Source organism: Mesorhizobium sp. WSM3873 (assembly GCF_001672445.1).
Classification (GTDB): domain Bacteria; phylum Pseudomonadota; class Alphaproteobacteria; order Rhizobiales; family Rhizobiaceae; genus Mesorhizobium.
The window spans coordinates 195876-220890 of record NZ_LYTM01000055.1; the positions used below are offsets into that span (position 1 = coordinate 195876).

The window sequence follows — 25015 nt, forward strand, 5'->3', positions numbered from 1 at the left end:
TCCGTCTCATCATTGTGGGGCGAGGGCAATGGAGGAGCAGCCGATGCAACCCATCAGGAAGAAGCGCGCTACCCCGCCCGGTCCTGCGCCTTCAGCTCCAATCTGCGCGCATGCAGCACCGGCTCGGTGTAGCCGTTGGGCTGAACGGTCCCCTTGAATACCAGGTCGCAGGCGGCCTGGAAGGCGATCGACTTGTCGAAATCCGGCGCCATCGGCCGGTAGAACGGGTCGCCGACATTCTGGCGATCGACGATCGCTGCCATGCGCTGCAGCGAATCCCGGACCTGGATCTCCGAGCACACCTTGTGGCGCAGCCAGTTGGCGATGTGCTGCGAGGAAATGCGCAGCGTGGCGCGGTCTTCCATCAGGCCGACATCGTTGATATCGGGCACTTTCGAGCAGCCGACACCCTGATCGATCCAGCGCACGACATAGCCGAGAATGCCTTGCGCGTTGTTGTCGAGCTCGCGCTGGATCTCGTCCGGGGTCCAGTTCGGCCGCACCGCCACGGGCACCGACAGGATGTCGTCGAGCCTGGCCTTCGGCCGGCTCCTCAGCGCAGCCTGCACGGCGTGCACATCCACTTTATGATAGTGCGTGGCGTGCAGCGTCGCCGCGGTCGGCGAGGGCACCCAGGCGGTGTTGGCGCCGGCCTTGGGGTGCGCGATCTTTTGCTCGAGCATCGCCGCCATCAAATCCGGCATCGCCCACATGCCCTTGCCGATCTGGGCGTGGCCGGCGAGCCCGCATTCCAGGCCCGTATCGACGTTCCACGCCTCATAGGCGGAAATCCAGGCCGCCTGCTTCATGTCGCCCTTGCGGATCATCGGGCCGGCTTCCATCGAGGTGTGGATCTCGTCGCCGGTGCGGTCGAGGAAGCCGGTGTTGATGAACACGACGCGCTCCCTTGCGGCGCGGATCGCTTCCTTGAGGTTGACTGTGGTCCGCCGCTCCTCGTCCATGATGCCCATCTTGATGGTGTTCTTGGCCATGCCGAGCAGGACCTCGACGCGATCGAAGATTTCCACGGCGAAGGCGACTTCCTCCGGCCCGTGCATCTTGGGCTTCACCACATACATCGAGCCGGCGCGGGAGTTGGCGCGGCGGCCGTTGTCGCCGACATCGTGCAGCGCGATCAGCGCGGTGAGCGCCGCGTCCATGATGCCTTCCGGCACCTCGTTGCCGTCGCGGTCGAGGATCGCCGGATTGGTCATCAGGTGGCCGACATTGCGCACCAGCATCAGCGAGCGTCCGGGCAGCAGCAGCTGGCCGCCATTCGGCGCCGTGTAGCGGCGGTCCGGATTGAGCTTGCGGACAAAGCTCTTGCCGGCCTTAGTGATCTCTTCCGCCAGGTCGCCCTTCATCAGCCCGAGCCAGTTGCGATAGACGACGACCTTGTCCTCGGCATCGACGGCGGCGACCGAATCCTCGCAATCCTGGATGGTGGTCAGGGCGGCCTCGAGGATGACGTCGGCAATGCCGGCCGCATCGGTCTTGCCGATCTGACTGGCATGGTCGACGACGATCTCGATATGCAGGCCATTCTTTACCAAAAGCACGGCTTCCGGCGTGGCGGCGTCGCCGCGATAGCCGACGAACTGCTTCGGGTCGGCAAGCGTGGTGGCGCCGGCGCCTTCGCCGACCTTCAGCGCGCCGTTCGCCACCGACAGCCCGTTGATGCCGGCCCATTTGCCGGTGGTGAGCGGCACGGACTGGTCGAGGAAATCCCTGACCCAGGCGATCACCTTGGCCCCGCGGACCGGGTTGAACGCCTTGCCCCTTTCGGCGCCTCCCGTCTCGGGAATGGCGTCGGTGCCGTAGAGCGCGTCATAAAGCGAGCCCCAGCGCGCATTGGCGGCATTGAGCGCATAGCGCGCGTTCATCACCGGCACGACCAGCTGCGGTCCGGCGACGACCGCGATCTCCGGGTCGACGTTTTCGGTCGAGACGCTGAAGGCCGGGCCTTCCGGCTCCAGATAGCCGATCTCCTCGAGGAACGTTCTGTACAGCTCCATGTCGACCGGCGCGCCGTTGGCGCGGTACCAGTCGTCCAGCCTCTCCTGCATGGCGTCGCGCTTGGCGAGCAGCGCGCGGTTCTTCGGCGCGAGGTCGTGGACGATCTCTGAAAAGCCGGTCCAGAACTTTTCCGGATCGATGCCGGTGCCGACTGCTGCCTCCTCGGCGACGAAGTCATGGAGCTGCCGGGCAATCTGCAACCCGGCGATCTCGATGCGGTCGGTCATCAGCACGTCTCCAGATGGGTAAGGCTTTGCCGGGGCTTTGACATGTTTGGGGTTCAAGGGTCAATTCGGCTTAGGGTGAAGGTGCGGAGCGTTTCCCTTCTCCCCTTGTGGGAGAAGGTGGATCGGCGCGCAAGCGCCGAGACGGATGAGGGGTGTTCCAGCGGAGTGCGGCGCTGGTGTTCCCTGGAGCGCCCCTCATCCGTCGCCTCCGGCGACACCTTCTCCCACAAGGGGAGAAGGGGGAGACTGCGCCTCACACCGCAATCCTTGGGCGCCCTGACGCCACCGCCACCACATGCGCCTCGATGAACATGCGCTGGTTCTCGACCGTCGAGACCTTGAACTCGGTGGAAACATCGATTTCGGCGCTGTCGGTGCCGGCATTTTTCGCGCGTTCGGCGACGATCGCCCGCACGTCGGCTTCCGCCGCGGCGATCGCCTTCTCCTCCTCGGTGAAGTCGCGCACCGTCTGCCCCGAGGCAAGCCGGAAAAGCCCTTCCCTGGGCTGGCTGACGCGGGCTTCGGCCGAGACGCGGACCTGGCCGACGACCGCGCCGAGCGCGTTGGCGACGTCGGTGTCCTCCGGCACGATGCAGCCATTGCCGATCAGCGGCGGCAGGCCGGCATAATGCAGCGGCGCCGAGGCGCCGAGGCCGATCACCGGCCGGTCGAGCGCGACGCTGAAGCGGGCGATGCCGGGATGCGCATCGACGGCGCGCTGCACCAGCGCGTGCGCGACGGTCGCGGCGCCGTCCAGCCCGTCCTCGGCGAATGCGGTTTCGAGAATATATTCGGCCGACCAGCGCGTCAGCGTGACGAGCACGCGCTGGGCGAGCACTTCCGGCGTCGCGGCGATCGGCTGGCCGCGGCCGTCGCGGCGGCGAGAAAACAGCTCGGCGCCGAGGCGCGCGGCGGCGGGATCCCAGTTCGACTGCTTGCCGAGCACATGGGCGGCGTCGGACGGCGTGAAGCCGCAGATGTGCACCAGGCCGCGCGCCACCAGCCGGTTGAGCGTAGCGTTCTGGGCGTTGGAGCTGAGCAGCCGGTCAAGCGCCAGCGGGGTGGCGCCGATCGCGTCGTAGAGTTTCGCTTCCGGCGCGGTGAGGCCGGCGGCGAGGCGATCCGGCACGCCGGTGCGCACGGCAAAGCGCCCGTCCATGCGGCCGGGATTCGGCGCGCGCAGCTGCCGCTCCAGCTCGGCGGTGACCCCCTCGCCATGCGCCAAGCCGGCCAGCGCCAGCGGCACCAGGCGGCGCGGCCCGAGCAGGATCTTCGGGTCGAGCGCGCCGTCCTCCAGCGCCACTTCGGAGTCGCCGCCGAGGCCGAAGGTGCGCATGGCGACGGCTTCGACCATGGTGCGGAAGCCGCCGACGGTGGCGCCTTCCGGATCGAGCCGCGGCCGGCCGCTATCCAGCACGGCGACGTCGGTGGTGGTGCCGCCGATGTCGGAGACCATGGCGTCGTCGAGCCCGGTCATATGGCGGGCGCCGACCAGGCTGGCGGCCGGACCGGAGAGGATCGTCTCGATCGGCCGCTGGCGGGCAAAGGCCGCCGACACCAGCGCGCCGTCGCCGCGCACCACCATCAAAGGTGCGGCGATGCCGCGCCGGCCAAGAAAGCCTTCGGTCGCCGCGACCAGCCGGTCGATCATCGAGATCAGCCGGGCGTTAAGCAGCGTGGTCAACGCGCGGCGCGGACCGCCGAGCTTGGCCGAAAGCTCGTGGCTGGCGGTGACCGGCAGGCCGGTTTTTTCGCGGATCAGGTCGCGCGCGGCGAGCTCATGCGCCGGATTGCGGGTGGCGAAATAGGCGCAGACGGCGAAGCCCGACACCGAACGCCCAAGCTCCGGCAATGCCGCCTCGAGGCCGGAAAGATCGAGCTTCGCGGCATTGCCGTGCACGTCGTGGCCGCCGGGGCAGAACACCACCGGGTCGCTGCCGAGAGCCGTCTTCAGCCCGTCGCGGGCAAGGTCGGCCTCGGAAAAGCCGATCATCACCAGCGCCACGCGCCCGCCTTGGCCCTCGACCAGCGCGTTGGTGGCAAGCGTGGTCGACATCGAGACGAGCTTGATCGCGGCCGGGTCGGTACCGGATTTTTCCAGCACCGCGTCGACCGCGCCGGAAATGCCGACGGCGAGATCGTGGCGCGTGGTCAGCGCCTTGGCCTTGGCCAGCACCTTGCCCTTATCTGGGTTGTCCAGGGGCCCGCCCTCCTCCGACCACAGCACGGCATCGGTATAGGTGCCGCCGGTGTCGATGCCGAGGAAGAGCGGTTTTGGCTTGGCGGTCATTTGGCGGTGGCAAGTCCGGGCAAGAGGTTTGGTGCCTGCCCTTAGCCGATACGGGCCGGCGGATAAAGGCGGGAGCGATGGGCCAAGAGCAGAGATGGTGCGGCTTCGAAGAATTTGCTGAGACGCTAGCGCCAAGCCACCCCCCTCTGTCCTGCCGGACATCTCCCCCTCAGGGAGGGAGATTGGCCAACTTCCGCGCCGCGCCATTCCTGCAATGTTGGCAATAGGCGAGGGCCGGTGTGACAGCTGATCTCCCCCCTTGAGGGGTCCCTTGAGGGGGAGATGGCCGGCAGGCTAGAGGGGGTCATCTCGCATGGAGCGCCAGCCTCGTTCTGCAGCCGGAGGCCGAGTCCGGTCGGACCGACCCCCTCTGTCGCCTTTGGCGACATCTCCCCCTCGAGGGGGGAGATTGGCAGCTTCACTCCGCCAGATCCACCGTCTCCGTCGAGTGGTCAGTGCAGATGAAGCAGCAGGTGTCGCAGGGCTGGTCGTTGTCGGGGCCGACGCCGGCGGTGACGGAATCGTTGCCGACCACCCAGGCGCCCCAGCAGATGTGCTCGCCGGGCTCGCAGGAGATCGGCACGGATTTGCGCGCCTGCGGGCGGATGAGAAAAACCTTGTCGCCGCCCGGCCAGACCTTTTCGCTGTCGCGGCTGAACAGTTCCAGCGCGACGCCGTCGGAGCGCTGGTTGCGGACAAAGACCGACATGTCGGCGGCGAAGGCCGGCGCGGTGAGGAGAAGAGCGACGAGCAGAGCGCGAATCATGGCGAGGGTTCCCGAGGGGGAGTAGAGCACGGGAAGCACCGGTAATCTCCCCCCTCGAGGGGGAGATGGCCGCGAAGCGGTCAGAGGGGGTCCTTGCGCGTAGAACGCCGACCTCATCTCGTGCCGCACGGCGTCGGCGCTCCACGCGCGGCGACCCCCTCTGTCGCCTTTGGCGACATCTCCCCCTCGAGGGGGGAGATCAGCGCCTCACCACCACGTGCGGCGCCAATGTCTTCACCGCCTCGATCAAGTCCTGGTCGTGGATGTCGAGCGAGGAGATCTCCATGTGCACGGTGGTCTTGCCGAAGGGCATTATCCCGAACGCATTGGCGGCCGAATATTTGATGGCGTCGGGCGGCTCCTCGGTGAGCTCGAAATTGAGCAGCGCCGCGCCCTTGCCGCCGGAGGCGAGGCGCACGCTCCGCACCTTGTTCCACGGCACCAGCACGTCACCGGCGCGAGCATCGCGGAAGCCGCGCTGATCAAGCGTGACCTTGACCGAATTGTCGAAGGCGCCGCGCGAAATGAAGACGCCGAGCGCCAGGAGGGCGACGCTGAGCAGCGCGATCCACAGCACATGACCGCTGCTCGCCCCCGAGGCCGCGCCCTGCAGCGCGCCGAAGCCGAAGATGCCGCCGATCAGGAACGGGCCCACGGCCGGCAGGATCTTGCCCGAGGCGCTGTTGCGGATTTCGAGCGGCGCGGCCATGTCCGCCCGCTCAGCGTTCCGATTTCATGAGCGTCCAGATCCAGCCGATGAAGGTGAGGACCAGGAACGGATAGCCGGCGGCGGGCAAAGGCGCCGAGGTGGGCAGAAGCGGCGCGCCCCAGAGGATCATCGCCGCCGAGACGGCGAAGAGCAGGGCCGCGACGAAAGCGGTGAGCCGCATCCACAGCGCGAAGGTTTTTGGCGCGCTGACCATGGCGAGCCCCGCCGCCCAGAGCGCAATGCCGCCGACATAGGAGGGCACGCTCGCCTGCAGCCCCGCCGCATTGCCGGCCAGAAGCAGGCTTTCGCCGGCGAGAAAGGTGAGGAAGCCGGCGGCGACGAGGTCATTGCCGAGCCGCTGGTATTTCAGGGTGAGAAGTGCTGCAGCGACGACGACGCCCACGCCGTCGATGGTCCACAGCGTCTCGCGCAGCGGGTCGCTTGCAACGAAGGCGCCTGCCATGCCCAACGCGCCGCCGATGGCGAGGCCGATTGCGGCGATGGTGTTGGAGGTGGAGCGCATGCGGTGACACCCCGATCGGGAGAGAGGATACAACGAGGTGGGGGGATGGTGAAGGGCCAGTCCCGTCACAACAAACGCGTTGAGTGAGCGACGCAGTTCCCCTTCTTGACGTTAACGGTTCGCGGCGCTATATCTATCTCACGATATAAACGTGAGATGAGTGATGACCGTGAGAATTGATATGACCGAAGTAGCTCGCGGGCCGGTGCTCTCAGGTGCCGTCAACGGCAAAGATGCGTTTGCTGCGTTTGTGAAAGCCGTTGATGTCGAGCCGAAAGAACCGACTGCTCTATTTCTCGACTTTAGGAACGTGGAGGTCGCTACCGCTAGCTATCTCCGCGAATCGGTATTCGCGCTGAAGACTTATATGCGCGCGCGGAACTCGAAATTTTACCCCGTTGTCGCCAACGTAAATAACTCAGTTATGGACGAGCTGTCGGTGATTACCATCCTGACAAACGACGTCATTATGAGCTGTCAGATCGATGGGAATCGCAATATCTTATCTCAGGAACTAATTGGTACTCTGGATCCAAAACAGAAGATGACCTTCGACCTCGTAAGCAGCTCGGAGCGAATTGATGCCAACAGCCTTATGGAGAATTTCGGCGAATCTGAGAAGACCAAAGGCACAACAGCATGGAACAATCGGTTATCCGGCCTCGTATCAAAAGGTATAATTCGCGAGTTCGCTCAAGGTCGGGCAAAGTTCTACCGACCGTTGCTAGATAGAGGTGAATGATGGGGGCCGAATTTCTCAACAGGGCGAAAAAGACGATAACAAAACACATCGACGCAAAGCGCGCTGCGCTAGCAACATCCGACTTCTTCACCAAGACGCCAACAGATCAACCTCGTTGTGCCATCGCAACCATATCAGGCGGAGCCTCGCTTCAGGATGGCGACACGCTGATTGTCGAGTCAAGGAATGGTTCGGTGGATGCACGGCTCGGCAACACAATCGTTGCTAGATTTGATAGCCCCTCCCATGACCTTGTAACGGCCATAGCCCGGTCTGGCGGTGTAGCTAACGGCACTGTTAAGCGAGTGCACAGAATATCGAAAAAAGTGGAAGTGTCGTTGTGCTAAACCATCGTCACCCAGATCCGAGATGCAACGCTAGAATCATTCGGTCTTTGACGGATGACCCGGAACGCTATTCAATGGCGCTAGGTTGCCCCACTTGCCCGCATAAAGAGATTTGTGGCGGTCTGTCCATCAGCGATCCGATGGTTGATTGCATTGAACTTTGCTGCGCCAGCCCCGACACTTGCACCCGTGTTTGTCGCAGCAATCCGCAACGGTTTGTTGCTCAGGTACGCGAGGTCGGTGGCTTTGACTTAGGGACTGTTGACCGGACGGAGAGCTTGTCCGCTACACTTGTCAACGACATCATTCCTCTCGTTTATCATGGTGGGCGGCGCGGTCGTCCACTTACGCAAGGCATTTTTGCTTTGCGCCTCTCTGACCTAATTGACTTCAGGGGTGGTGAATTGAGGTTCAGAACGCGGGGCGATTTGTGCCGCGCGTTTCAGGTAGATTCCTCCGGGCAAATTATTCTGAGCGGAGTTAATCACGATCATCTCATCGAACCGTGGTGGACTCTCGGTGACGCCCGGAGACGGCTTATCGAGGGGCTGAGAATGTTGGGCATCGCCGCGGTCACAGCACCCAACTTTAGTCTCGTTCTTGATAACCCTCGTACCGATGACTTGCATGCGATCAAGCGCATTGCGATTACCTTTGCAGAATTTCAGCAAGGTGGAATTCCTTGCGCTCTTCACTCCCATGGACGCACATCTCACGATTTTGAGCGGTGGAGGAAGTTTATCGCGGAGCGTGAAGAAATCTCGATGCTGTCCTACGAGTTCATCACAGGCCCAGGAACGGCTCTTCGGAAGCATTTCCATCTCACCGAGTTAGCGAAACTGGCTCAGGGCGCGGGGCGGGGTCTGGACATCATCATTCGCGGTGACCCGCATGTCATACCATTCTTGAGAAATCATTTTCGCCGTGTGATTTATATCGACACGACCGCATTCATAAAGACAATGAAACGACAGCGAGCAGAGAGATCTTATAATAGTCGCCTTGAATGGATTGCGTCTCCAACTGCAATCGGGGAAGACGTCGACACCTTACATAGCCACAACATTTCCGAACAGACGGCCTTTTTGCGCTCCAGTTATTATGGTGGAGATGCAAACGTGGCGAAGGCAGCGTGAGGCATCCCATAGAGACCCTTACCTTTGATTTGGCTGGAGATATCTGCCTCGCCGCGGCTAGCAGAGGTTTGACGACGGCCGAGCTACCCCCGAGTCGTGTAGACATGCTCGGACCGCTATTGGAGCTGCGCCACGTTAGACCCGAACTTCTGATTGATCAGAGTTGGCTAGCTACTACGTCATACGGCACGTTGCTCATGAATTTGGCGACGCCTCAGGATTGTTGGTACGAACCGACATTGGGAAGGCAAGGGTTTATCTCTATCGGAAAGCTGAAGAATGACCCCCTTGCTTGGCCGGATTTGATGATAAGGACGAAGCGAGCTGCACAGGATGCTGGCTTCCCCAATGATAATGCAGGAAAGCTAGCTGCAGCGATTGCCGAATTCTATAGCAATGTCATCGAACATAGCCAAAACTTGTCGTTTGGATACGTCGTATTCTGCGCTAAGAACCGAACATTTGAGTTTGTCGTCGCTGATTCTGGGATCGGCGTTTTAGATAGCCTACGAACTAATCCGAAATTTGCAAGTCTGAGTGATTCCGGAAGAGCTTTAGAGCTAGCCCTCAGTGAGGGAGTAACACGCCATACCGACCCCGGCCACGGTAACGGGTTTCGGCCACTCTTTATTGGTTTAGCCAATATTAGCCGATTTATCCGCTTCAGATCGGACGATCATAGCCGAGAGGTAATTCGAGCCGGCGACGGGAACATCACGTCGCTAACCAGACAAGGCCCAAAACTTCGCGGCTTCTTCTGCTCGGTGCTTTGTGAAACAAGTACTTCGGGCCACTTATAGCGGTTTCTCAGTCCCCCATCTTCAGCGCCTGGATAAACGCCTCCTGCGGGATGTCCACCTTGCCGAACTGCCTCATCCGCTTCTTGCCCTCTTTCTGCTTGTCGAGCAGCTTGCGCTTGCGGGTCACGTCGCCGCCGTAGCATTTGGCGGTGACGTCCTTCCTGAGCGCCGAGACGGTCTCGCGGGCGATGATGCGGCCGCCGATGGCGGCCTGGATCGGGATCTTGAACAAATGCTGCGGGATCAGTTCCTTCAGCTTCTCGCACATGGCGCGGCCGCGCTTTTCCGCCGCCGACCGGTGCACCAGCATGGACAGAGCGTCGACCGGCTCGTCATTGACCAGGATCGACATCTTGACCAGGTCGCCCTCGCGATAGTTGGTGAGGTGATAGTCGAAGGAGGCGTAGCCCTTGGAGATCGACTTCAGCCGGTCGTAAAAGTCGAACACCACCTCGTTGAGCGGCAGGTCGTAGGTCAGCATGGCGCGCTTGCCGACATAGGAGAGGTCGGCCTGGATGCCGCGCCTGTCCTGGCAGAGTTTCAGGATGCCGCCGAGATAGTCGTCGGGGGTGAGGATTGTGGCGCGGATCCACGGCTCCTCGATCGAGGCGATCTTGACCACGTCGGGCATGTCGGCCGGATTGTGCAGTTCCTTCGTCGTGCCGTCGATGAGGTTCATGCGGTAGACGACCGACGGCGCCGTGGCGATGAGGTCGAGGTTGAACTCGCGCTCCAGCCGCTCCTGGATGATCTCCAGATGCAACAGGCCGAGGAAGCCGCAGCGGAAGCCGAAGCCGAGCGCGGCGGAGGTCTCCATTTCATAGGAGAAGGACGCGTCGTTGAGGCGCAGCTTGCCGACGGCGGCGCGCAGATCCTCGAAATCGGCGGCGTCGACCGGGAACAGGCCGCAGAACACCACCGGCTGCGCCGGCTTGAAGCCGGGCAGGGCCTTTTGCGTCGGGCGGCGATCCTCGGTGATGGTGTCGCCGACGCGGGTGTCGGCCACTTCCTTGATCGAGCCGGTGAAGAAGCCGAACTCGCCGGGGCCGAGCTCGTCGACATTGACGCGGGCCGGCTTGAAGACGCCGGTGCGCTCGACGAGATATTTTGCGCCGGTGCCCATCATGCGGATGGTCTGGCCCTTCTTCATCACGCCGTCGATGACGCGCACCAGCACGATGACGCCGAGATAGGCGTCGTACCAGCTGTCGACCAGCATCGCCTTCAAGGGTGCCGCGATGTCGCCCTCGCGCGGCGGCGGCAGCTGGTGGACGATCGCCTCCAGCACGTCCGGCACGCCAAGACCGGTCTTGGCCGAGATCAGCACCGCGTTGGAGGCGTCGAGGCCGATCACCTCCTCGACCTGCTCGCGGATGCGCTCGGGCTCGGCCGCCGGCAGGTCGACCTTGTTCAGCACCACGACAATCTCGTGGTTGTTGTCGATGGCCTGATAGACATTGGCCAAGGTCTGCGCCTCGACCCCCTGGGAGGCGTCGACCACCAGCAGCGAGCCCTCGCAGGCGGCCAAAGAGCGCGAAACTTCATAGGCGAAGTCGACATGGCCGGGGGTGTCGATGAGGTTCAGCACATAATCCTCGCCGTTCCTGGCGCGGTAGTTCAGCCGAACGGTCTGGGCCTTGATGGTGATGCCGCGCTCGCGCTCGATGTCCATGGAGTCCAGCACCTGCTCCTTCATGTCGCGCTCCTCCAGCGCGCCGGTGAGCTGGATCAGCCGGTCGGCAAGCGTGGATTTGCCATGGTCGATATGGGCGACGATGGAGAAATTGCGGATGTGGTCGAGGGGCGTCGTCATGCGGCGCGCTTTAGCAGGGGCGGGTTTAAGGGGCAAGCGGTGGGTCCGGGGAGATCGGAGCAGAGCAGGCAAACACGCTCGCCAATGTCTGAACACGGCCAATGATCGGAGGCCGGCGCTGCCCCTCATCGCCCTGCCGGGCACTTCTCCCCGTAAGTGACGGGGAGAAGGGGCTGGCCGCCGCCTCGGTACCTTTCTTGCAGCGTTCCAAATTGGCGAAATCGTCGATGGGGGCGCCCCTCTCCCCGTTACCATACGGGGAGAGGATGCCGGCAGGCAGGTGAGGGGCAGCGCAAGCGTTTGAAGGTTAGGGCGCCTCCGCGCAAAATTCAAATCCACTTAAACTTTCATGCACTCATTTTGGGCATATCTCCACCTCTGGTGGCAGGCAGGTTGCATTGCCGGTGTGTATGGGGTTGGGGCATGTTCTCGTCGGCAAGAGATTTCGTTCGATCGCAAGGCGGCTCGATGCTGCCGATGATGGCGCTGTTGGCGATCCCGCTGCTGCTCGCGGTCGGCTTTTCCGTCGACTACACCTCGGCGGTGACGACCAGGAGCAACATGCAGCAGGCGCTCGACGCCGCGATCCTGTCGATCACCACGCTGCCGACCACGACCTCGAAGGCCGATCGCCAGACGGCCTTGCAGCAGGCCTATGTCGCCAATAGCGGGCTGGGCAACGCGACGCTCACCGCCGTCAACGTCGCCGCCGACGGCACGGCGACGTTCAGCGCCACGGCGGCCTATCCGATGCCGACCAGTTTCATGCAGATCGCCAGGATCAATTCGGTCGATGTCGGCGTCGGTTCCTCGGTGCGCAAGGCGCCGGCGCTGGTCCAGTCCACCTTCAAGGTGACGAAGGTGTCGGGCTATTGGAACAAGACGATGACCCTCTACGGCACCCAGTTCGGCCAGACCAAGGCCAAGCCGCTGATGACGATCAGCTATAACTACAACGGCTATGGCGACCCGAAGGGCTACGGCACAACCACGGTGAGCACCATCAACGGGTCGACGAAGACCGTGGTGCAGAAACAGGTCTGCACGACCTCGACGGTCGACAGTTTCAACGATCTGCCGAGCGGGGCGATCACCCAGACCAGCGGCAGCAACAAGTACGTCACGACCTGCGCCGATACCTTCTATCCGGCCAATGGCGCCGGCGCGGTGATCGATGTCAGCCAGATGGACCAGCTCTATCTGCAAATGGATGTTCCCTCGGGCAACCCGAAGGTGCTGAAGTCGAATGATCCCAACACCTCGAACCGACTCTATATCGGCACCAGCGCCACCGATATGCCCGAGGTCGCGACCGGCCAGAAGGTCGACATCTTCACCTCGGTGCCCTGCGGCCAGACCGGCTACCAGGCCTGGGAAGACGGCGGCAACCCGGTGCCGGCGCCGGTTTCCAATGCCGACTTCTTCTACAATGTGACCGGCAAATGCGCCTTCAACCAGCGGCCGTCCGAGACCGTGCTGACGCAGTAGCGCCCTCGCTTCTCCCCTTGTGGGGGAGATGGCCGGCAGGCCAGAGGGGGGCGCTGTCCGCCGGCTTAGCCGGCTAGCGGGGACTAGGCGGAAACGGCCGGCTGTCCCGGTACTGCGGTCTATCGATGGGCTTGCGCTCTACGTCGCCCCCCTCTGTCCTGCCGGACATCTCCCCCACAAGGGGGGAGATTGGACGTCGCCACGGCCTTCGCCACTCGCCGATATCACAAACCGGTGAAGCTGTAACGAAGTCCTCCGCGGCGGCGAAATGGGAGCATTGCCCCGCTACGGAGACTGCTTCCCATGACCGGATTGAAGACAAGGATCGGCCTGCTTGCCGGCGCGGCATTTGCTGCGCTTGCCGCCACGCTCGATGCCGCTTCCGCTGAGCTGCTTACCGTGGTCGAGCTGTTCACCAGCCAGGGCTGCTCGTCCTGCCCGCCGGCCAATGCCAATCTGATCAAGGTCAAGGACCGGCCGGGCGTGCTGGCGCTGTCCTTCAACGTTACCTACTGGGACTATCTCGGCTGGAAGGACATTTTCGGCCGGCAGGAATTCACCCAGCGCCAGGTCGCCTACGAGCCGCCGCTCGGCCATGACGGGCCGTTCACGCCGCAGGTGGTGGTGAACGGCAGCGCCGACGCCGTCGGTGCGGCGCCGGGCGAGATCGAGCGGCTGATCTCGAGAACCCCGCACGCCAAGGGTCCGGCGCTCTCGCTGGGCGACGGCAAGGTGAGCATCGGCGCCGGCACGGCGCCCGGCGGGGCGGCCGATGTCTGGCTGGTGCGCTACGACAAAGGCGTCGTCGAGGTGCCGGTGGCGCGCGGCGAGAACACCGGACGCACGCTGCCGCATGCCAATGTCGTGCATTCGCTGCAGAGGCTCGGCCGCTGGAACGGCGAGGCGACGACGCTGCCGCTGCCTGCGGCATCCGGGGGCTTGAGCACGGCAGTGCTGGTGCAGACGCCGGCCGGCGGGCCGATCCTGGCCGCCGCGGCAAACTGACTTTTCTTTTCGCGCGGGGCCGCGGCAGGCGGCAACGCTTAACCAAAGGCCCGCATCTGCGCGCCAAACCCAAGGAGAACTAGCATGACCAAATTCCTCACGCTGCCGACGCTCGCCTTCGCGCTTGCCGCTGCCGCGTTCGTTGCCGGCGCCCGCGCCGACGACACGACCGACGCGATGAAGCCCGCCAATGCGATGGCGACCGAAGCCATGAAGCCGGCGACCGATGCTATGATGCCGACCGGCGCGATGAAGCCCGCAGATAAAATGAAGCCCGATGCGATGGCGACCCAGGCGATGAAACCCGCCACGGATGCCATGAAGCCCGCGGATGCGATGAAGCCCGCGACGGATGCAATGAAGCCTGCCGACGCGATGGCGCCGGCGCAATAAGTCAGCGGCCCCGGTCTCTTGGCAACAATCGCCGTCGGCCAGAAGCCGCCGCACGGCAAAGTGAGAAACCTGCGGCGGCTTGCTTCGTATATAGTGGAACAACGAACAAGGAGATCCGACATGAACGGCATCGACAAAAAGGCGGCGCGGCGCTCGCTGGCCCCGCTTGCAGCGCTGGTGCTGACGGCGGCCGCGGCCGCCTTCTGGCAGACGCCGGCGCGTTCGGCCGAGGACGCGGTGGTGATCCCGCCGCCGGTTTTGGATGAAAAGGCCGCCGGCGGCACGGAGAAAGCGATCTTCGCCGGCGGCTGCTTCTGGGGCGTGCAGGGCGTGTTCCAGCACGTCAAGGGCGTCAGCAAGGCCGTCTCCGGCTACGCCGGCGGCAGCGCCGAGCACGCCGTCTACGAGGTCGTCGGCACCGGCCGCACCGGACACGCGGAATCGGTCGAGATCACTTACGATCCGTCGAAGGTCACCTATGGCCAGCTGCTGCAGGTCTATTTCTCGGTCGCGCACAATCCGACGCAGCTCAATTACCAGGGGCCGGACCAGGGCACCCAGTACCGCTCGACGATCTTCGCCGAGAATGACGAGCAGAAGAAGATCGCCGAGAGCTACATCGCCCAGCTCGACAAGGCCAAGGTATTTTCGAAGCCGATCGTGACGACGCTGGAGACCGGCAAGACCTTCTATCCGGCCGAGGATTACCATCAGGATTTCCTGACGCTGAACCCGACCTACCCCTATATCGTCTACAACGACCTGCCGAAGATCGAGAATTTGAAAGCGCTGTTTCCCGCGCTCTACAGCGAGAAGCCGGTGCTGGTGCTGGCAAGTAGCAAAAGCTGAGCCGCGCAGATCTCCCCCCTCGAGGGGGAGATGTCGCCGAAGGCGACAGAGAGGGTCGCCGCGCGTGGAGCGCCGACTGTCTGCAGCAAAGCAGGCTGAGCCCAGTCGGACCAACCCCTCTGCCTGCCGGCCATCTCCCCCTCGAGGAGGGAGATTATGCCCTCAATCGTAGGTCAGATCCGTCGCCTTGCCGCCGAACACGCGATAGGCGTAGAACGAATAGAAAATGATGATCGGCAGCACGACGACGGTGCCGACCAGGATGAAGGCCAGGCTCTCGGGCGCCGAGGCGGCCTGCCAGATCGTCAGCTTGTCGGGCACGACATAGGGATAGAACGACCAGGCGAGCCCGGCGAAGCCGAGCGCGAAGATGGCGGCCAGGGTCAGGAACGGCCGCAGCGCATGCCGGTCGTCGGACTTGGGCAGATGAAACGTCTGCCGCCACAGCCACAGGAACAAGAGCGCCGATACGATCGGCAGCGGCGAGAGATAGAGGATCTCCGGCCAGAGGAACCATCTGTCGAAGATGCGCGGGCTGGCGAAGGGCGTGGCCAAAGAGACCGCGACCATGCCGAGCGCCGTCAGCACCAGCGTGACGCGCAGCCAGCGCACCGCCTTTCCTTGCAGGTCGCCCTCGGTCTTGTAGATCAGCCAGGCCGAGCCCATGGCGGCGTAGGCCGCCGACAGGCAGAGCGCGACCAGCGCGCCGAAGGCCATGCCGCCAATGCCGACATCGAGGCCGAGCACATAGACGCCGAGCATATAGCCCTGCGCCAGCGAGGCCATGGTGGAGCCCAAAAAGAAGATCCGGTTCCAGCGGTGCTTCTTGCCGGCCGGCACCTTGGCGCGGAAATCGAAGGCAACGCCGCGCAGGATCAAGCCGACCAGCAGCAGGAACACCGGGATATAGAGCGCGGTGAGGATTGTGCCGTGCGCCATCGGAAAGGCGACCAGCAAGAGCCCGACCGCCAGCACCAGCCAGGTCTCGTTGGCGTCCCAGAACGGGCCGATCGTCGCGATCATCGTGTCCTGCTCGGCATCTTCGGCGCCTGCGAACAGGATGCCGATGCCGAGGTCGAAACCGTCGAGAATGACGTAAATCAGGATGGCGAGGCCCATCAGGCCGGCGAAGATCAGCGGAAGCGCGGTTGGCCAGTCGAAGGTCATCTTTCTTTCCTCCAACCGAGATTGGTCCGACATGCGGCCATACTGTTCGAAGCACCCGTTTCAGATCGACCGCGAAGGTTGGCGCCGCCCCTCATCGCCCTGCCGGCCGCAACGCGAGGGGCAGCGCCGACCTCAGAAGAAAGCCCCGCATCGAACCGACCGCGCCGCTTGTCTTGCTCCGCCATGTTCACTCTCCGGCGGCCGGCTGCGACATCGCGGCGTTCAAGACGCCGGGCAACGGCGAGGTGTCGCCTTCCTTGGCCGCCTTCAGCGCCAGATGCACCAGCACGCCGAGATAGGCGATCAAGAGCAGCACATAGAGGATGAGATAAACGGCCAGGGTCAGCGCGACATGGCTGCCGGCGACCGGGCCGACGGCATCGGCCGTCTTCAATATCCCGGTGACCAGCCAGGGCTGGCGGCCGATCTCGGTCGTGTACCAGCCGGCCAGCGTCGCCAGCCAGCCGGAGAGCGCCATCGGCACCATGATCAGGGCCAGCGGCTTAGGCAGGCTGCGGCGACGCTTGAGGAAGAAGGCCGCCGACCAGGAGACGATGAGCATCAGGATGCCGGTGCCGACCATGACGCGGAAACCCCAGAACACCGGGAAGACCGGCGGGTGGTTGCCCGGATAGTCGGTGAGGCCGGGCACGACGCCGCTTGTGCTGTGGCGCAGGATGAGGCTGGCGCCGTCGGGAATGGCGAGCTCGAACCTGTTTTCCTTGGTTGCCTCGTCGGGCAGCGCGAACAGCACCAGCGGCACGTTGGCGCCGGTGTTCCAGTTCGCCTCCATGGCGGCGATTTTCTGCGGCTGGTGCTCGAGCGTGTTCAAGCCGTGCTGGTCGCCGGCAAAGATCTGGATCGGGATCAGGATGGCGGCGGCGAAGACGCCGGTGCGCAGCGCCTTCCACATCGATTCCGAGCGGTCGCCATAAAGGTAACGCAGCGCCGAGCAGCCGGCGATCAGGAAGGAGACCGTGAGCCCGGAGGCGAGCAGCATGTGGACCAGCCGGTAGGGCATGGACGGATTGAAGATGACCGCCCACCAGTCGAGGGCGTGCGCCTTGCCGTCGATCATCTCGAAGCCGGCCGGTGTCTGCATCCAGGAGTTCAGCGCGATGATCCAGAAGGCGGAAACCGTGGTGCCGCCCGCCACCAGCACGGTCGCCAGCGTGTGGATGCGGTTGGAGACGCGGCGGAAGCCGAACAGCATGATGCCGAGGAAGGCCGCCTCGAGAAAGAAGGCGGTCAGCACCTCATAGGCAAGGAGCGGCCCGGCGATGTTGCCGACCGTTTCCATATAGCCCGGCCAGTTGGTGCCGAACTGGAAGCTCATGGTGACGCCCGACACCACGCCCATGGCGAAGGAGAGCGCGAACACCTTCACCCAGGTGAAATAAGCGCGCATCCAGGCCGAGTCGCCGGTGGCGTTGTAGCGGAGCTTGAAGAAGAGAAGCACCCAGCCAAGTGCAATGGTGATCGTCGGAAACAGAATATGGAACGAGATATTCGCGCCGAACTGGATGCGCGACAGGATGAGCGGGTCCATGCTGGGCTCCGGCTGCAATTCAGGCTTGAAGGATAGGCTTCGAACACGCATCGGTCAAAGCGGCGCGGCGTCACGCGAGGCGCGTTGTCGCAGCGTCGGGCGGTCCTGGACACACGCATCGCCTGATCGCTTGCCGGCGCCGTTCGACATCGCGAGCGGCGGCGACTGTCGAGAACTGTCAGCAGCACGGTCGATTGCCGGTTTGCATAAAACGACATCCGACCTATATCAGGTCACGTTTTCCAGCCGGCCATATTTCAGCATGTCATCCATCATCTCCATCTCCGGCGTCACGAAAACCTATGCCACCGGTTTCAAGGCGCTGAAGGAAATCAACCTCGACATCGAGCGCGGCGAGATCTTCGCCCTGCTCGGGCCGAACGGCGCCGGCAAGACGACGCTGATCTCGATCGTCTGCGGCATCGTCAACCGCTCGTCGGGCAGCGTCACCGTCGACGGTCACGACATCGGCAGGGACTACCGCGCGGCGCGCAGCCTGATCGGGCTGGTGCCGCAGGAGCTCACCATCGACGCCTTCGAGACGGTCTGGGCGACGGTGAACTACAGCCGCGGCCTGTTCGGCAAGGCGCCCGACAAGGCTTTCGTCGAGAAGGTGCTGCGCGATCTCTCGCTGTGGGACAAGAAGGACGCCAAGGCGATCACGCTTTCGGGCGGCATGAAGCGCCGGCTGATGATTGCCAAGGCGCTGTCGCACGAGCCGCGCGTGCTGTTCCTCGACGAGCCGACGGCGGGCGTCGACGTCGAGCTGCGCCAGGACATGTGGGCGATGGTCAGGCGCCTGCGCGAGGACGGCGTCACCATCATTCTGACGACGCATTACATCGAGGAGGCCGAAGCCATGGCCGACCGGGTCGGCGTCATCAACCGCGGCGAGATCATCCTGGTCGAAGGCAAGGCCGAGCTGATGCGCAAGCTCGGCCGCAAGCAGATGACGCTGGAGCTGCGCGCGCCGCTCGCCGCGTTGCCCGACGGCCTGTCGCGCTATGCGCTGGAGCTGTCGGCGGACGGCAACGAACTCACCTACACCTATGACAGCCAGAGCGACCGGCCGGGCGTCGCCTCGCTGATCCGCGATCTCGAGGCCGCAGGCATTCAGTTTCACGATCTCGATACCAAAAACAGCACGCTCGAAGAGATCTTCGTCAATCTGCTGAGGCAAGAGCCATGAACCGCCACGCGGCTATGAACCTTCGTGCAGTGTGGGCGATCTACCGGATGGAGATGGCGCGTGCGTTCCGCACGGTGCTGCAGAGCATCGTCTCGCCGGTGATCTCGACATCGCTCTATTTCGTCGTCTTCGGCTCGGCGATCGGCTCGCGCATCACCGAGATCGACGGCATCAGCTACGGCGCTTTCATCGTGCCGGGGCTGATGATGCTTTCGCTTTTGACGCAGTCGATCTCGAACGCCTCCTTCGCGATCTATTTCCCGAAATTCGTCGGCTCGATCTACGAGCTCTTGTCGGCGCCGGTCTCCTATCTCGAGATCATCATCGCCTATGTCGGGGGCGCGGCGACCAAATCGATCATGCTCGGGCTGATCATCTTGGCCACCGCGGCGCTGTTCGTGCCGCTCAGGATCGAGCACCCGTTCTGGATGATCGCCTTCCTGGTGCTGACGGCGGTGACCTTCAGCCTGTTCGGCTTCATCATCGGCATCTGGGCCAAGACCTTCGAGCAGCTGCAGCTGGTGCCGCTGCTGATCGTCACGCCGCTCACCTTTCTGGGCGGCAGCTTCTATTCGATCCATATGCTGCCCGGCATCTGGAAGACGATCACGCTGTTCAACCCGGTCGTCTACCTGATCAGCGGGTTCCGCTGGAGTTTCTACGGCAAAGCGGACGTCTCGGTCGGCGTCAGCCTCGGCATGACGCTGGTGTTCCTGGCCGCCTGCATCGCAATCGTGGCGTGGATTTTCAGGACCGGGTATCGGCTGAGGAATTGACGAACAGGGCTTGCTTCAAATCGCCTTGATCAGCCGCAGCAGTCCAAGCATCTCCATCAGCGTTCCCTTGCGGAAGGCAATGTAGGTCGGCTCCTCCAGCCCGTGGAAGCGGCGTTTGAAGGCGGCCTGGCCCTGCAGGTTGAAGCGCGAGCGGTTGACCCAGGGCGACTCGTAGGCGCGCCGGAAGGTGCTGCGCCAGAAGCTCGATTCGGCAAAGCCGCTCGGTTCGACGTCAAGCAGCGGCGACAGGCCAAGCGTGACCACCGAAACGCCCTCCTCGCGAAAGCGATCGACGGCGAATTTGGTCAGGCCGATCTCGGCATGCGGCGTGGCGTCGACCTGCTTGCGCTTGAAGGCGGTGGTATAGCCGATGACCTCGCCATTGCTGAACAGCGGATCGAAATCGAGGATGGCGACGAGCTCGCCCCGTGGGCCGTGGAGGACGAAGCGGCGCATGTCGGCGCCGAGATGGTCGGCGAAAGGGCGGTTCAGGAAGCCCATCTCCCAGCGTTTGACGATGCGCTCGCCGCGCCAATTCTCGGACAGCCGGGAAACCTCGTCGAGCAGCATGTTGGCCCTGTCCTCGGCGAAGGTGAAGCCCTTCTTCGCCAGCCAGCGCTCCGAATAGCGCACGGTCTCGTTGCGCCTACCGGAGAAATCATGCGCCGGCAGCTGCAGCCTTGTGTCGACGCCCAGCCGATTGATCTGATAACCGAGCCCGGCCAGCACCTTTGCCGTGGCGGCGCTTATCTGAACGAACCAGGGGCCGCCGGCGGCCTCGACGAAGCGCTTGATGTAGCCAGGCCGGTCCGGCGGATCGACGACCGGATCGCCCAGCGCGAAATGGTGCTTCATCTTGGTGCCGAATGCGATGTAGCCATCGCCTTCGCTGAAGTAGGACAGCTTCTGCTGCACGGCGGTGGAATAGGCGAGCGAGAAGTCGCCATGGCGCCGCACCAGCTCCAGGCGCTCGAGATGCGTCAGCTCGCGCCGCGGCACCTTGGGCGCCGCGCCGTCAAGAAACCTGTCGATATGGATGCGCAGGGATGGCATCAAGCGTCCGCATGCCGATGAAGAAAGACCCGAAGCCCACGGGCCTCGAATCAGTCGCCTTGGCGCGACGGATCGGTCATGTCGCGCCAGCGCCATATAGGATGCTATCGGCGGCGAATGAAGAGGGAATGTCTACCGGCCAAAGCCGGCGCTCCGGCTGCATCGTGAAACCATATTGCCAATTTCCATGCAATGTTATATATCATGTTATCTTTTTGTTCCGGCAGTTCGACGATGGAAGATGTTCTGAGGTCCCTCGGCTTTCTCTGCCTCGGCAGCAGGCTGAAGCGCATTGGCGAGCAGTTGCAGGCCGACACGCAGCGCGTGCTCGATCGCCTGGATGTGCGGATCCAGTCGAGTCAGTATCCGCTGCTCGCCGCGCTCGACAGGCTGGGGCCGCTGCCGGTCGGCGAACTGGCGCAGTCGCTCGGCATCGCGCAGCCAGGCGTGACGCGGGCCGTGTCGCTGCTCACCGAGCTCGGCCTGGTCGAAGTCACACCATCGGATGACGACCAGCGGCGCCGGATCGTTTCCCTCTCAGCGGACGGCCAGCGGCTGGTCGACGCCGCGAAGCACGACGTCTGGCCGCGCATCGAGGGCGCGGTCGCGGAATTGTGCGCGGACCTCTCCGGGCCGCTGCTTGGCCAGCTCGCCGCCATCGAGGATCGACTGGCGGCGACCCCGCTCGACCGCCGGGCGGACAAGGCCAAGACAGTCGCACCCAAGGCCGTCGCACAATGAAACATGTTCTCGACCGTCCGATCTGGAGCGCATTGGCGACGCGCCATCAGGCCTTTGCGGAAGGCGATACCCTTGCCAGGCGGTACCGGCCTTCGATCGTTCCCTTCGCCGCCACCGTTGCGGACGATGCGGAAAGCCTACAAGCCCTGGGCAAGCTGCTCCCGCCGCTTGAAAGCGCCATCCTGGTTCAGACGGACCCGATCGCCCTGCCTTCGGAACTTGCCGCGGTTTCGACCGCGTCCTTGGTGCAGATGGTTGCCGAGCAGCCGGTTGAAGCCGCCTCCGACGAGCGCGTGCAGCGACTGACGCCGGACGATGCGGCCGAGATGCTCGCTCTGGCATCGCTCACCAAGCCCGGCCCGTTCACGCTCGAGGCCTTGAGCCTCGGCGAGTTCTGGGGCGTGAAGATCGACGGCAGGCTCGCGGCGATGGCCGGCGAGCGCATGAAGCAGCCCGGCTACTCCGAGCTCAGCGGCGTGTGCACGCATCCGGATTTACGCGGCGGCGGCCTTGCCAAGCTGCTGTCGCTGTTCGTGGCGAACCGGATCATGGCGCGGGGCGAGGTTCCATACCTGCACGCCTACGCCAGCAATGCTCCGGCCGTCGGCCTTTACGAGGCCATCGGCTTCCGGTTGAGAACCACCCTGAACATGGCCGTGGTCCGAGGCGTGGAGTAATCGCAAGGTGAGGAGGGTCGCGGATCATCGCAACCCTCCCCCTGCTTAAGCGAGTCGCCAATCAGACCGCGATCTTGCCGCCGCCCTGCTTGGTGATGGCAACGACCGCCGGACGCACCGGCATGTCCGGCTTGAAGTCCGGCCACCGGGTCGATGGATCCTCGTAATAGGAGGGGCGGCCGAAAGCTTCCCAGTCCTCGCCGCCGTCGCCCGGATGCTGGACGGCGACGAAGGCGGTCTGGTCGTCCGGCGCGAATAGCGGGCCGCACATCTCGGCGCCGATCGGCACGCGGAAGAACAACTTTGAGGTCGCCCGCGCCGCGCCCTCGGTATCGACCGCCCACAGGCCGTCGGTACGGCCGGTGGCCTTCGGGCCCTGGCCGTCGGTCGCGACCCAGAGGCGGCCGGCCGAGTCGACGGCACAATTGTCCGGCATGCCGAACCAGCCATTGGCGGTGGTGGCGGTCGAGAAGGTGGCGCCGACATCGGCCACCGCGGGATCGCCGCACTTCAGGAGCACTTCCCACTTGCCCTTCATGGCGGCGAAGTCGCCCCCATCCTCGACGATCTCGATGATGTGGCCGAAGGCGTTCGCCGCGCGCGGATTGGCGGCGTCGACCTGGTCGGCCTTGCGCTTCGAATTGTTGGTCAGCATGACATAGACCTTGCCGTTGCCGGCATTGGGCTGAATGTCTTCCGGCCGGTCCATCTTGGTGGCGCCGAGCAGGTCGGCGGCGCGACGCGTCTCGATCAGAACGTCGGCCTGGCTGGCGAAACCGTTTTCCGCCGTCAGCGGACCTTCGCCGAACACGATCGGCATCCATTCGACCGAGCCGTCCTCGGCGAATTTGGCGACATGCAGCGTGCCCTCGTCGAGTAGGTTCATGTTGGCGGCGCGGTCGTTCGGATTGAACGTGCCTTTGGTGACGAATTTGTAGACATAGTCGAAGCGCTCGTCGTCGCCGAGATAGAAGACGACGCGGCCATCCTTGGTGACGATCGATTCGGCGCCCTCATGCTTGAAGCGACCCATGGCGGTTCGCTTCCTCGGCACCGAATTGGGGTCGTTGACGTCGACCTCGACGACCCAGCCGAAGCGGTTGGGCTCGTTCGGTTCCTTGGCGAGGTTGAAGCGATCGTAGTGCGCGCCCCATTCATAGGCGCCCTCCGGAATGCCGAGGCGCTTGTAGTTGGCGGCCTCCTTGTGGCCTTCCGGCAGCTCGCCCGAGAAATAGCCGTGGATGTTCTCCTCGGCCATCACATAGGTGCCCCAGGGCGTAACGCCGCCGGCGCAGTTGTTGAGGGTGCCGAAGACTTTGGTGCCGGACGGGTCGGCATTGGTCTTGACGCGATCATGGCCGGCTACCGGACCGGACAGCGCCATTTCGGTGGTGGACATGATGCGGCGGTTGAGCTTGCCGTCACGCACCGCCTGCCATTTGCCGCCCTCCTTGCGGATCTCGACGATGCTGCCGCCATGCGCCGCCATTTCGACATCGACCTGCTCCTTGCTGAGCGGCGCCATCTCGGCGGCCTTCTTGCCGTCCTTGTCGACAATCTTGACGATGCCGGGGAACATCAGATGCGGGTTGGTGTATTCGTGGTTGACGACCAGCAGGCCATGCTCGGCCGAGCCCTCGATCGGGATATAACCGATATAGTCGTTGTTGTAGCCGAACTGTCTTGCCTGGGCTCCGGCCGTTTGTTTTGCCGGGTCGAATTCCGGCGAATCGGTAAAGAGCGGGTCGCCCCAGCGCAAGAGCACGTCGGCATCGTAGCCCGGCGCGACGTGGTGCTTGTCGTCGATGCCGGCCTCGAGCTCGTCGAATTTGAAGGCCGAGACCTCAGCGGCGCGCGCCTCGTCTGCCGCGACGAGCGCCAGCGGGCTCACGGTAGCGGCGATGGCCGAGACAGCCAGCGAGCCCTTGAGGAAGTCGCGGCGCGAGAAACGCGCGGCGATGATCTCGCCCATCGTGCGGTTGTCGGTAGGATTGACGGGCGGGCCGTCATTCTCCTCGAGCTGGCTGGTACGGAAGCGGATCTCAGGTTGGGTCATGGGCTGTCCTCTGGCTCTTGAGGTGGCTGGAACGTGTAACCGGTCGATCCCTATAGGCGGCCGATCACATTTTCGTGACATCAGCCCCATTAAGCAACGCCAATTTGCCGGCTGATGACTGTTCGCCCACGCATTGGCCCCACACGAGGCCCACAACACACGGCGGGCAGACTCCCGAGCGCGCTCGGCGCAAGGACGCCAACCATGGCTGCGGGGCTTGCCTTGCGAGATTCCGCCTTCGATCCCGTCGCAGCGTAGCTTGCCCGACTCCATCAGCTTGACGGCTTCGCGCGCTTCGGAAACAAAAGCGGCGAGCGGCGCGGCGAAGGCCGCTTCGGGAGGGATGAACGTGAGTCTCTGGGGACTGGCGCAGCTTGGCGTTTCGACTGTGATTTTCCTGCTGGCCGCGATGGCGGCCAAACAATGGGGATTGGCGCCGAGTCTCGGCAAGATCGTGCTGACGCTGGCGCTCTATTCCGCCGGCAATCTGATCATGCTCAGGCTGATCCGCGAATTCGGCATGTCGGTGTCGTTCAGCCTGTCGGCAGTGATCCAGCTGGTCTCAGTCAATGTCGTGGCGCTGGTCTTCTTTGGAGAGCGCCTCAACACTTTCCAAGCGACAGGCGTCGTGCTGGCGATCGCGGCCGTCGCGCTGATCACGCTCGGACCCTATATGCAGCGGCTGTAATTGGAGCAGGCCCGG

Annotated in this window: 21 protein-coding genes; 11 read left to right on the plus strand and 10 right to left on the minus strand. The window is 63.8% G+C overall.

What is annotated here, in order from left to right; all coding sequences use genetic code 11:
- Nucleotides 1-68: 68 nt before the first annotated feature.
- The 5 genes from A9K71_RS26965 to A9K71_RS32205 form a co-directional block, all read right to left on the minus strand.
- A complete protein-coding gene (locus tag A9K71_RS26965; RefSeq protein ID WP_067003109.1) occupies nucleotides 69-2243 on the minus strand; it encodes a malate synthase G in 2175 nt (724 codons plus the stop codon).
- Between the two features lie 253 nt (nucleotides 2244-2496).
- Nucleotides 2497-4533, minus strand: coding sequence for a hydantoinase/oxoprolinase family protein (locus tag A9K71_RS26970; RefSeq protein ID WP_067003110.1), 2037 nt, complete (start codon nucleotides 4531-4533; stop codon nucleotides 2497-2499).
- Nucleotides 4534-4951: 418 nt separating this feature from the next.
- Nucleotides 4952-5299 carry a hypothetical protein gene (locus A9K71_RS26975; RefSeq protein ID WP_067003112.1) on the minus strand — a complete coding sequence of 116 codons (348 nt, stop codon included), beginning with the start codon at nucleotides 5297-5299 and terminating at the stop codon, nucleotides 4952-4954.
- A 199-nt stretch (nucleotides 5300-5498) separates the two neighbouring features.
- A complete protein-coding gene (locus A9K71_RS26980) occupies nucleotides 5499-6008 on the minus strand; it encodes a hypothetical protein (RefSeq protein WP_067003114.1) in 510 nt (169 codons plus the stop codon).
- 10 nt (nucleotides 6009-6018) lie between these two features.
- A complete protein-coding gene (locus tag A9K71_RS32205; protein ID WP_067003116.1) occupies nucleotides 6019-6531 on the minus strand; it encodes a hypothetical protein in 513 nt (170 codons plus the stop codon).
- Between the two features lie 181 nt (nucleotides 6532-6712).
- Between A9K71_RS32205 and A9K71_RS26990 the strand changes: the two genes are divergently transcribed.
- Nucleotides 6713-7273 (plus strand): hypothetical protein, encoded by a 561-nt coding sequence (locus A9K71_RS26990; protein WP_156752771.1) that lies wholly within the window; start codon nucleotides 6713-6715, stop codon nucleotides 7271-7273.
- 394 nt (nucleotides 7274-7667) lie between these two features.
- On the plus strand, nucleotides 7668-8756 hold the full coding sequence (locus A9K71_RS26995; protein WP_156752772.1) for a DUF4417 domain-containing protein: 1089 nt from the start codon (nucleotides 7668-7670) through the stop codon (nucleotides 8754-8756).
- Between the two features lie 807 nt (nucleotides 8757-9563).
- Here the strand turns inward: A9K71_RS26995 and lepA are convergent.
- Complete coding sequence (gene lepA, locus A9K71_RS27000; protein WP_067003119.1) at nucleotides 9564-11369, minus strand: translation elongation factor 4; 1806 nt, start codon at nucleotides 11367-11369, stop codon at nucleotides 9564-9566.
- A gap of 423 nt (nucleotides 11370-11792) precedes the next feature.
- Between lepA and A9K71_RS27005 the strand changes: the two genes are divergently transcribed.
- The 4 genes from A9K71_RS27005 to msrA all read left to right on the plus strand — a co-directional run bounded on the left by A9K71_RS27005 (nucleotide 11793) and on the right by msrA (nucleotide 15104).
- Nucleotides 11793-12857 (plus strand): pilus assembly protein TadG-related protein, encoded by a 1065-nt coding sequence (locus tag A9K71_RS27005; protein WP_067003121.1) that lies wholly within the window; start codon nucleotides 11793-11795, stop codon nucleotides 12855-12857.
- A 303-nt stretch (nucleotides 12858-13160) separates the two neighbouring features.
- Nucleotides 13161-13862, plus strand: a complete 702-nt coding sequence (locus tag A9K71_RS27010) for a DUF1223 domain-containing protein (protein ID WP_067003123.1) — start codon at nucleotides 13161-13163, stop codon at nucleotides 13860-13862.
- Between the two features lie 84 nt (nucleotides 13863-13946).
- A complete protein-coding gene (locus tag A9K71_RS27015) occupies nucleotides 13947-14255 on the plus strand; it encodes a hypothetical protein (protein WP_067003125.1) in 309 nt (102 codons plus the stop codon).
- 120 nt (nucleotides 14256-14375) lie between these two features.
- On the plus strand, nucleotides 14376-15104 hold the full coding sequence (msrA, locus tag A9K71_RS27020; RefSeq protein ID WP_067003127.1) for a peptide-methionine (S)-S-oxide reductase MsrA: 729 nt from the start codon (nucleotides 14376-14378) through the stop codon (nucleotides 15102-15104).
- A 162-nt stretch (nucleotides 15105-15266) separates the two neighbouring features.
- Here msrA and A9K71_RS27025 read toward each other — a convergent pair whose 3' ends face one another.
- Both A9K71_RS27025 and A9K71_RS27030 read right to left on the minus strand, forming a co-directional pair.
- Nucleotides 15267-16271, minus strand: a complete 1005-nt coding sequence (locus tag A9K71_RS27025) for a cytochrome d ubiquinol oxidase subunit II (RefSeq protein WP_067003129.1) — start codon at nucleotides 16269-16271, stop codon at nucleotides 15267-15269.
- 187 nt (nucleotides 16272-16458) lie between these two features.
- Entirely contained in the window at nucleotides 16459-17820 is a 1362-nt protein-coding gene (locus A9K71_RS27030) for a cytochrome ubiquinol oxidase subunit I (protein ID WP_067003131.1), read from the minus strand.
- A 262-nt stretch (nucleotides 17821-18082) separates the two neighbouring features.
- On the opposite strand from A9K71_RS27030, the gene A9K71_RS27035 reads away from it, so the two are divergent.
- Nucleotides 18083-19009, plus strand: a complete 927-nt coding sequence (locus A9K71_RS27035) for an ABC transporter ATP-binding protein (RefSeq protein ID WP_067003133.1) — start codon at nucleotides 18083-18085, stop codon at nucleotides 19007-19009.
- Between the two features lie 14 nt (nucleotides 19010-19023).
- Entirely contained in the window at nucleotides 19024-19785 is a 762-nt protein-coding gene (locus A9K71_RS27040) for an ABC transporter permease (RefSeq protein ID WP_067003307.1), read from the plus strand.
- Nucleotides 19786-19800: 15 nt separating this feature from the next.
- On the opposite strand, the gene A9K71_RS27045 is transcribed toward A9K71_RS27040, so the two are convergent.
- Entirely contained in the window at nucleotides 19801-20838 is a 1038-nt protein-coding gene (locus tag A9K71_RS27045) for a phosphatidylglycerol lysyltransferase domain-containing protein (protein WP_067003135.1), read from the minus strand.
- A 234-nt stretch (nucleotides 20839-21072) separates the two neighbouring features.
- Here A9K71_RS27045 and A9K71_RS27050 point away from each other — a divergent pair, with 234 nt between their 5' ends.
- Together A9K71_RS27050 and A9K71_RS27055 are read left to right on the plus strand one after the other, a co-directional pair.
- Nucleotides 21073-21579, plus strand: coding sequence for a MarR family transcriptional regulator (locus A9K71_RS27050; protein ID WP_067003136.1), 507 nt, complete (start codon nucleotides 21073-21075; stop codon nucleotides 21577-21579).
- Nucleotides 21576-22256 carry a GNAT family N-acetyltransferase gene (locus A9K71_RS27055; protein ID WP_067003138.1) on the plus strand — a complete coding sequence of 227 codons (681 nt, stop codon included), beginning with the start codon at nucleotides 21576-21578 and terminating at the stop codon, nucleotides 22254-22256. Before A9K71_RS27050 ends, A9K71_RS27055 begins: the two co-directional genes overlap by 4 nt.
- Nucleotides 22257-22317: 61 nt before the next feature.
- Here A9K71_RS27055 and A9K71_RS27060 read toward each other — a convergent pair whose 3' ends face one another.
- On the minus strand, nucleotides 22318-24312 hold the full coding sequence (locus tag A9K71_RS27060; RefSeq protein WP_067003140.1) for a PhoX family phosphatase: 1995 nt from the start codon (nucleotides 24310-24312) through the stop codon (nucleotides 22318-22320).
- 349 nt (nucleotides 24313-24661) lie between these two features.
- Between A9K71_RS27060 and A9K71_RS27065 the strand changes: the two genes are divergently transcribed.
- Nucleotides 24662-25000 (plus strand): hypothetical protein, encoded by a 339-nt coding sequence (locus tag A9K71_RS27065; protein ID WP_067003308.1) that lies wholly within the window; start codon nucleotides 24662-24664, stop codon nucleotides 24998-25000.
- Nucleotides 25001-25015: the final 15 nt, after the last annotated feature.

What these genes read in the sequence shown, in the direction of transcription:
- A9K71_RS26965 (WP_067003109.1), bottom strand. Translation starts at nt 2,243, where the DNA reads ATGACCGACCGCATCGAGATCGCCGGGTTGCAGATTGCCCGGCAGCTC.
- A9K71_RS26970 (WP_067003110.1), bottom strand. Translation starts at nt 4,533, where the DNA reads ATGACCGCCAAGCCAAAACCGCTCTTCCTCGGCATCGACACCGGCGGC.
- A9K71_RS26975 (WP_067003112.1), bottom strand. Translation starts at nt 5,299, where the DNA reads ATGATTCGCGCTCTGCTCGTCGCTCTTCTCCTCACCGCGCCGGCCTTC.
- A9K71_RS26980 (WP_067003114.1), bottom strand. Translation starts at nt 6,008, where the DNA reads ATGGCCGCGCCGCTCGAAATCCGCAACAGCGCCTCGGGCAAGATCCTG.
- A9K71_RS32205 (WP_067003116.1), bottom strand. Translation starts at nt 6,531, where the DNA reads ATGCGCTCCACCTCCAACACCATCGCCGCAATCGGCCTCGCCATCGGC.
- A9K71_RS26990 (WP_156752771.1), top strand. Translation starts at nt 6,713, where the DNA reads ATGACCGAAGTAGCTCGCGGGCCGGTGCTCTCAGGTGCCGTCAACGGC.
- lepA (WP_067003119.1), bottom strand. Translation starts at nt 11,369, where the DNA reads ATGACGACGCCCCTCGACCACATCCGCAATTTCTCCATCGTCGCCCAT.
- A9K71_RS27005 (WP_067003121.1), top strand. Translation starts at nt 11,793, where the DNA reads ATGTTCTCGTCGGCAAGAGATTTCGTTCGATCGCAAGGCGGCTCGATG.
- A9K71_RS27010 (WP_067003123.1), top strand. Translation starts at nt 13,161, where the DNA reads ATGACCGGATTGAAGACAAGGATCGGCCTGCTTGCCGGCGCGGCATTT.
- A9K71_RS27015 (WP_067003125.1), top strand. Translation starts at nt 13,947, where the DNA reads ATGACCAAATTCCTCACGCTGCCGACGCTCGCCTTCGCGCTTGCCGCT.
- msrA (WP_067003127.1), top strand. Translation starts at nt 14,376, where the DNA reads ATGAACGGCATCGACAAAAAGGCGGCGCGGCGCTCGCTGGCCCCGCTT.
- A9K71_RS27025 (WP_067003129.1), bottom strand. Translation starts at nt 16,271, where the DNA reads ATGACCTTCGACTGGCCAACCGCGCTTCCGCTGATCTTCGCCGGCCTG.
- A9K71_RS27030 (WP_067003131.1), bottom strand. Translation starts at nt 17,820, where the DNA reads ATGGACCCGCTCATCCTGTCGCGCATCCAGTTCGGCGCGAATATCTCG.
- A9K71_RS27035 (WP_067003133.1), top strand. Translation starts at nt 18,083, where the DNA reads ATGTCATCCATCATCTCCATCTCCGGCGTCACGAAAACCTATGCCACC.
- A9K71_RS27040 (WP_067003307.1), top strand. Translation starts at nt 19,024, where the DNA reads ATGAACCTTCGTGCAGTGTGGGCGATCTACCGGATGGAGATGGCGCGT.
- A9K71_RS27045 (WP_067003135.1), bottom strand. Translation starts at nt 20,838, where the DNA reads ATGCCATCCCTGCGCATCCATATCGACAGGTTTCTTGACGGCGCGGCG.
- A9K71_RS27050 (WP_067003136.1), top strand. Translation starts at nt 21,073, where the DNA reads ATGGAAGATGTTCTGAGGTCCCTCGGCTTTCTCTGCCTCGGCAGCAGG.
- A9K71_RS27055 (WP_067003138.1), top strand. Translation starts at nt 21,576, where the DNA reads ATGAAACATGTTCTCGACCGTCCGATCTGGAGCGCATTGGCGACGCGC.
- A9K71_RS27060 (WP_067003140.1), bottom strand. Translation starts at nt 24,312, where the DNA reads ATGACCCAACCTGAGATCCGCTTCCGTACCAGCCAGCTCGAGGAGAAT.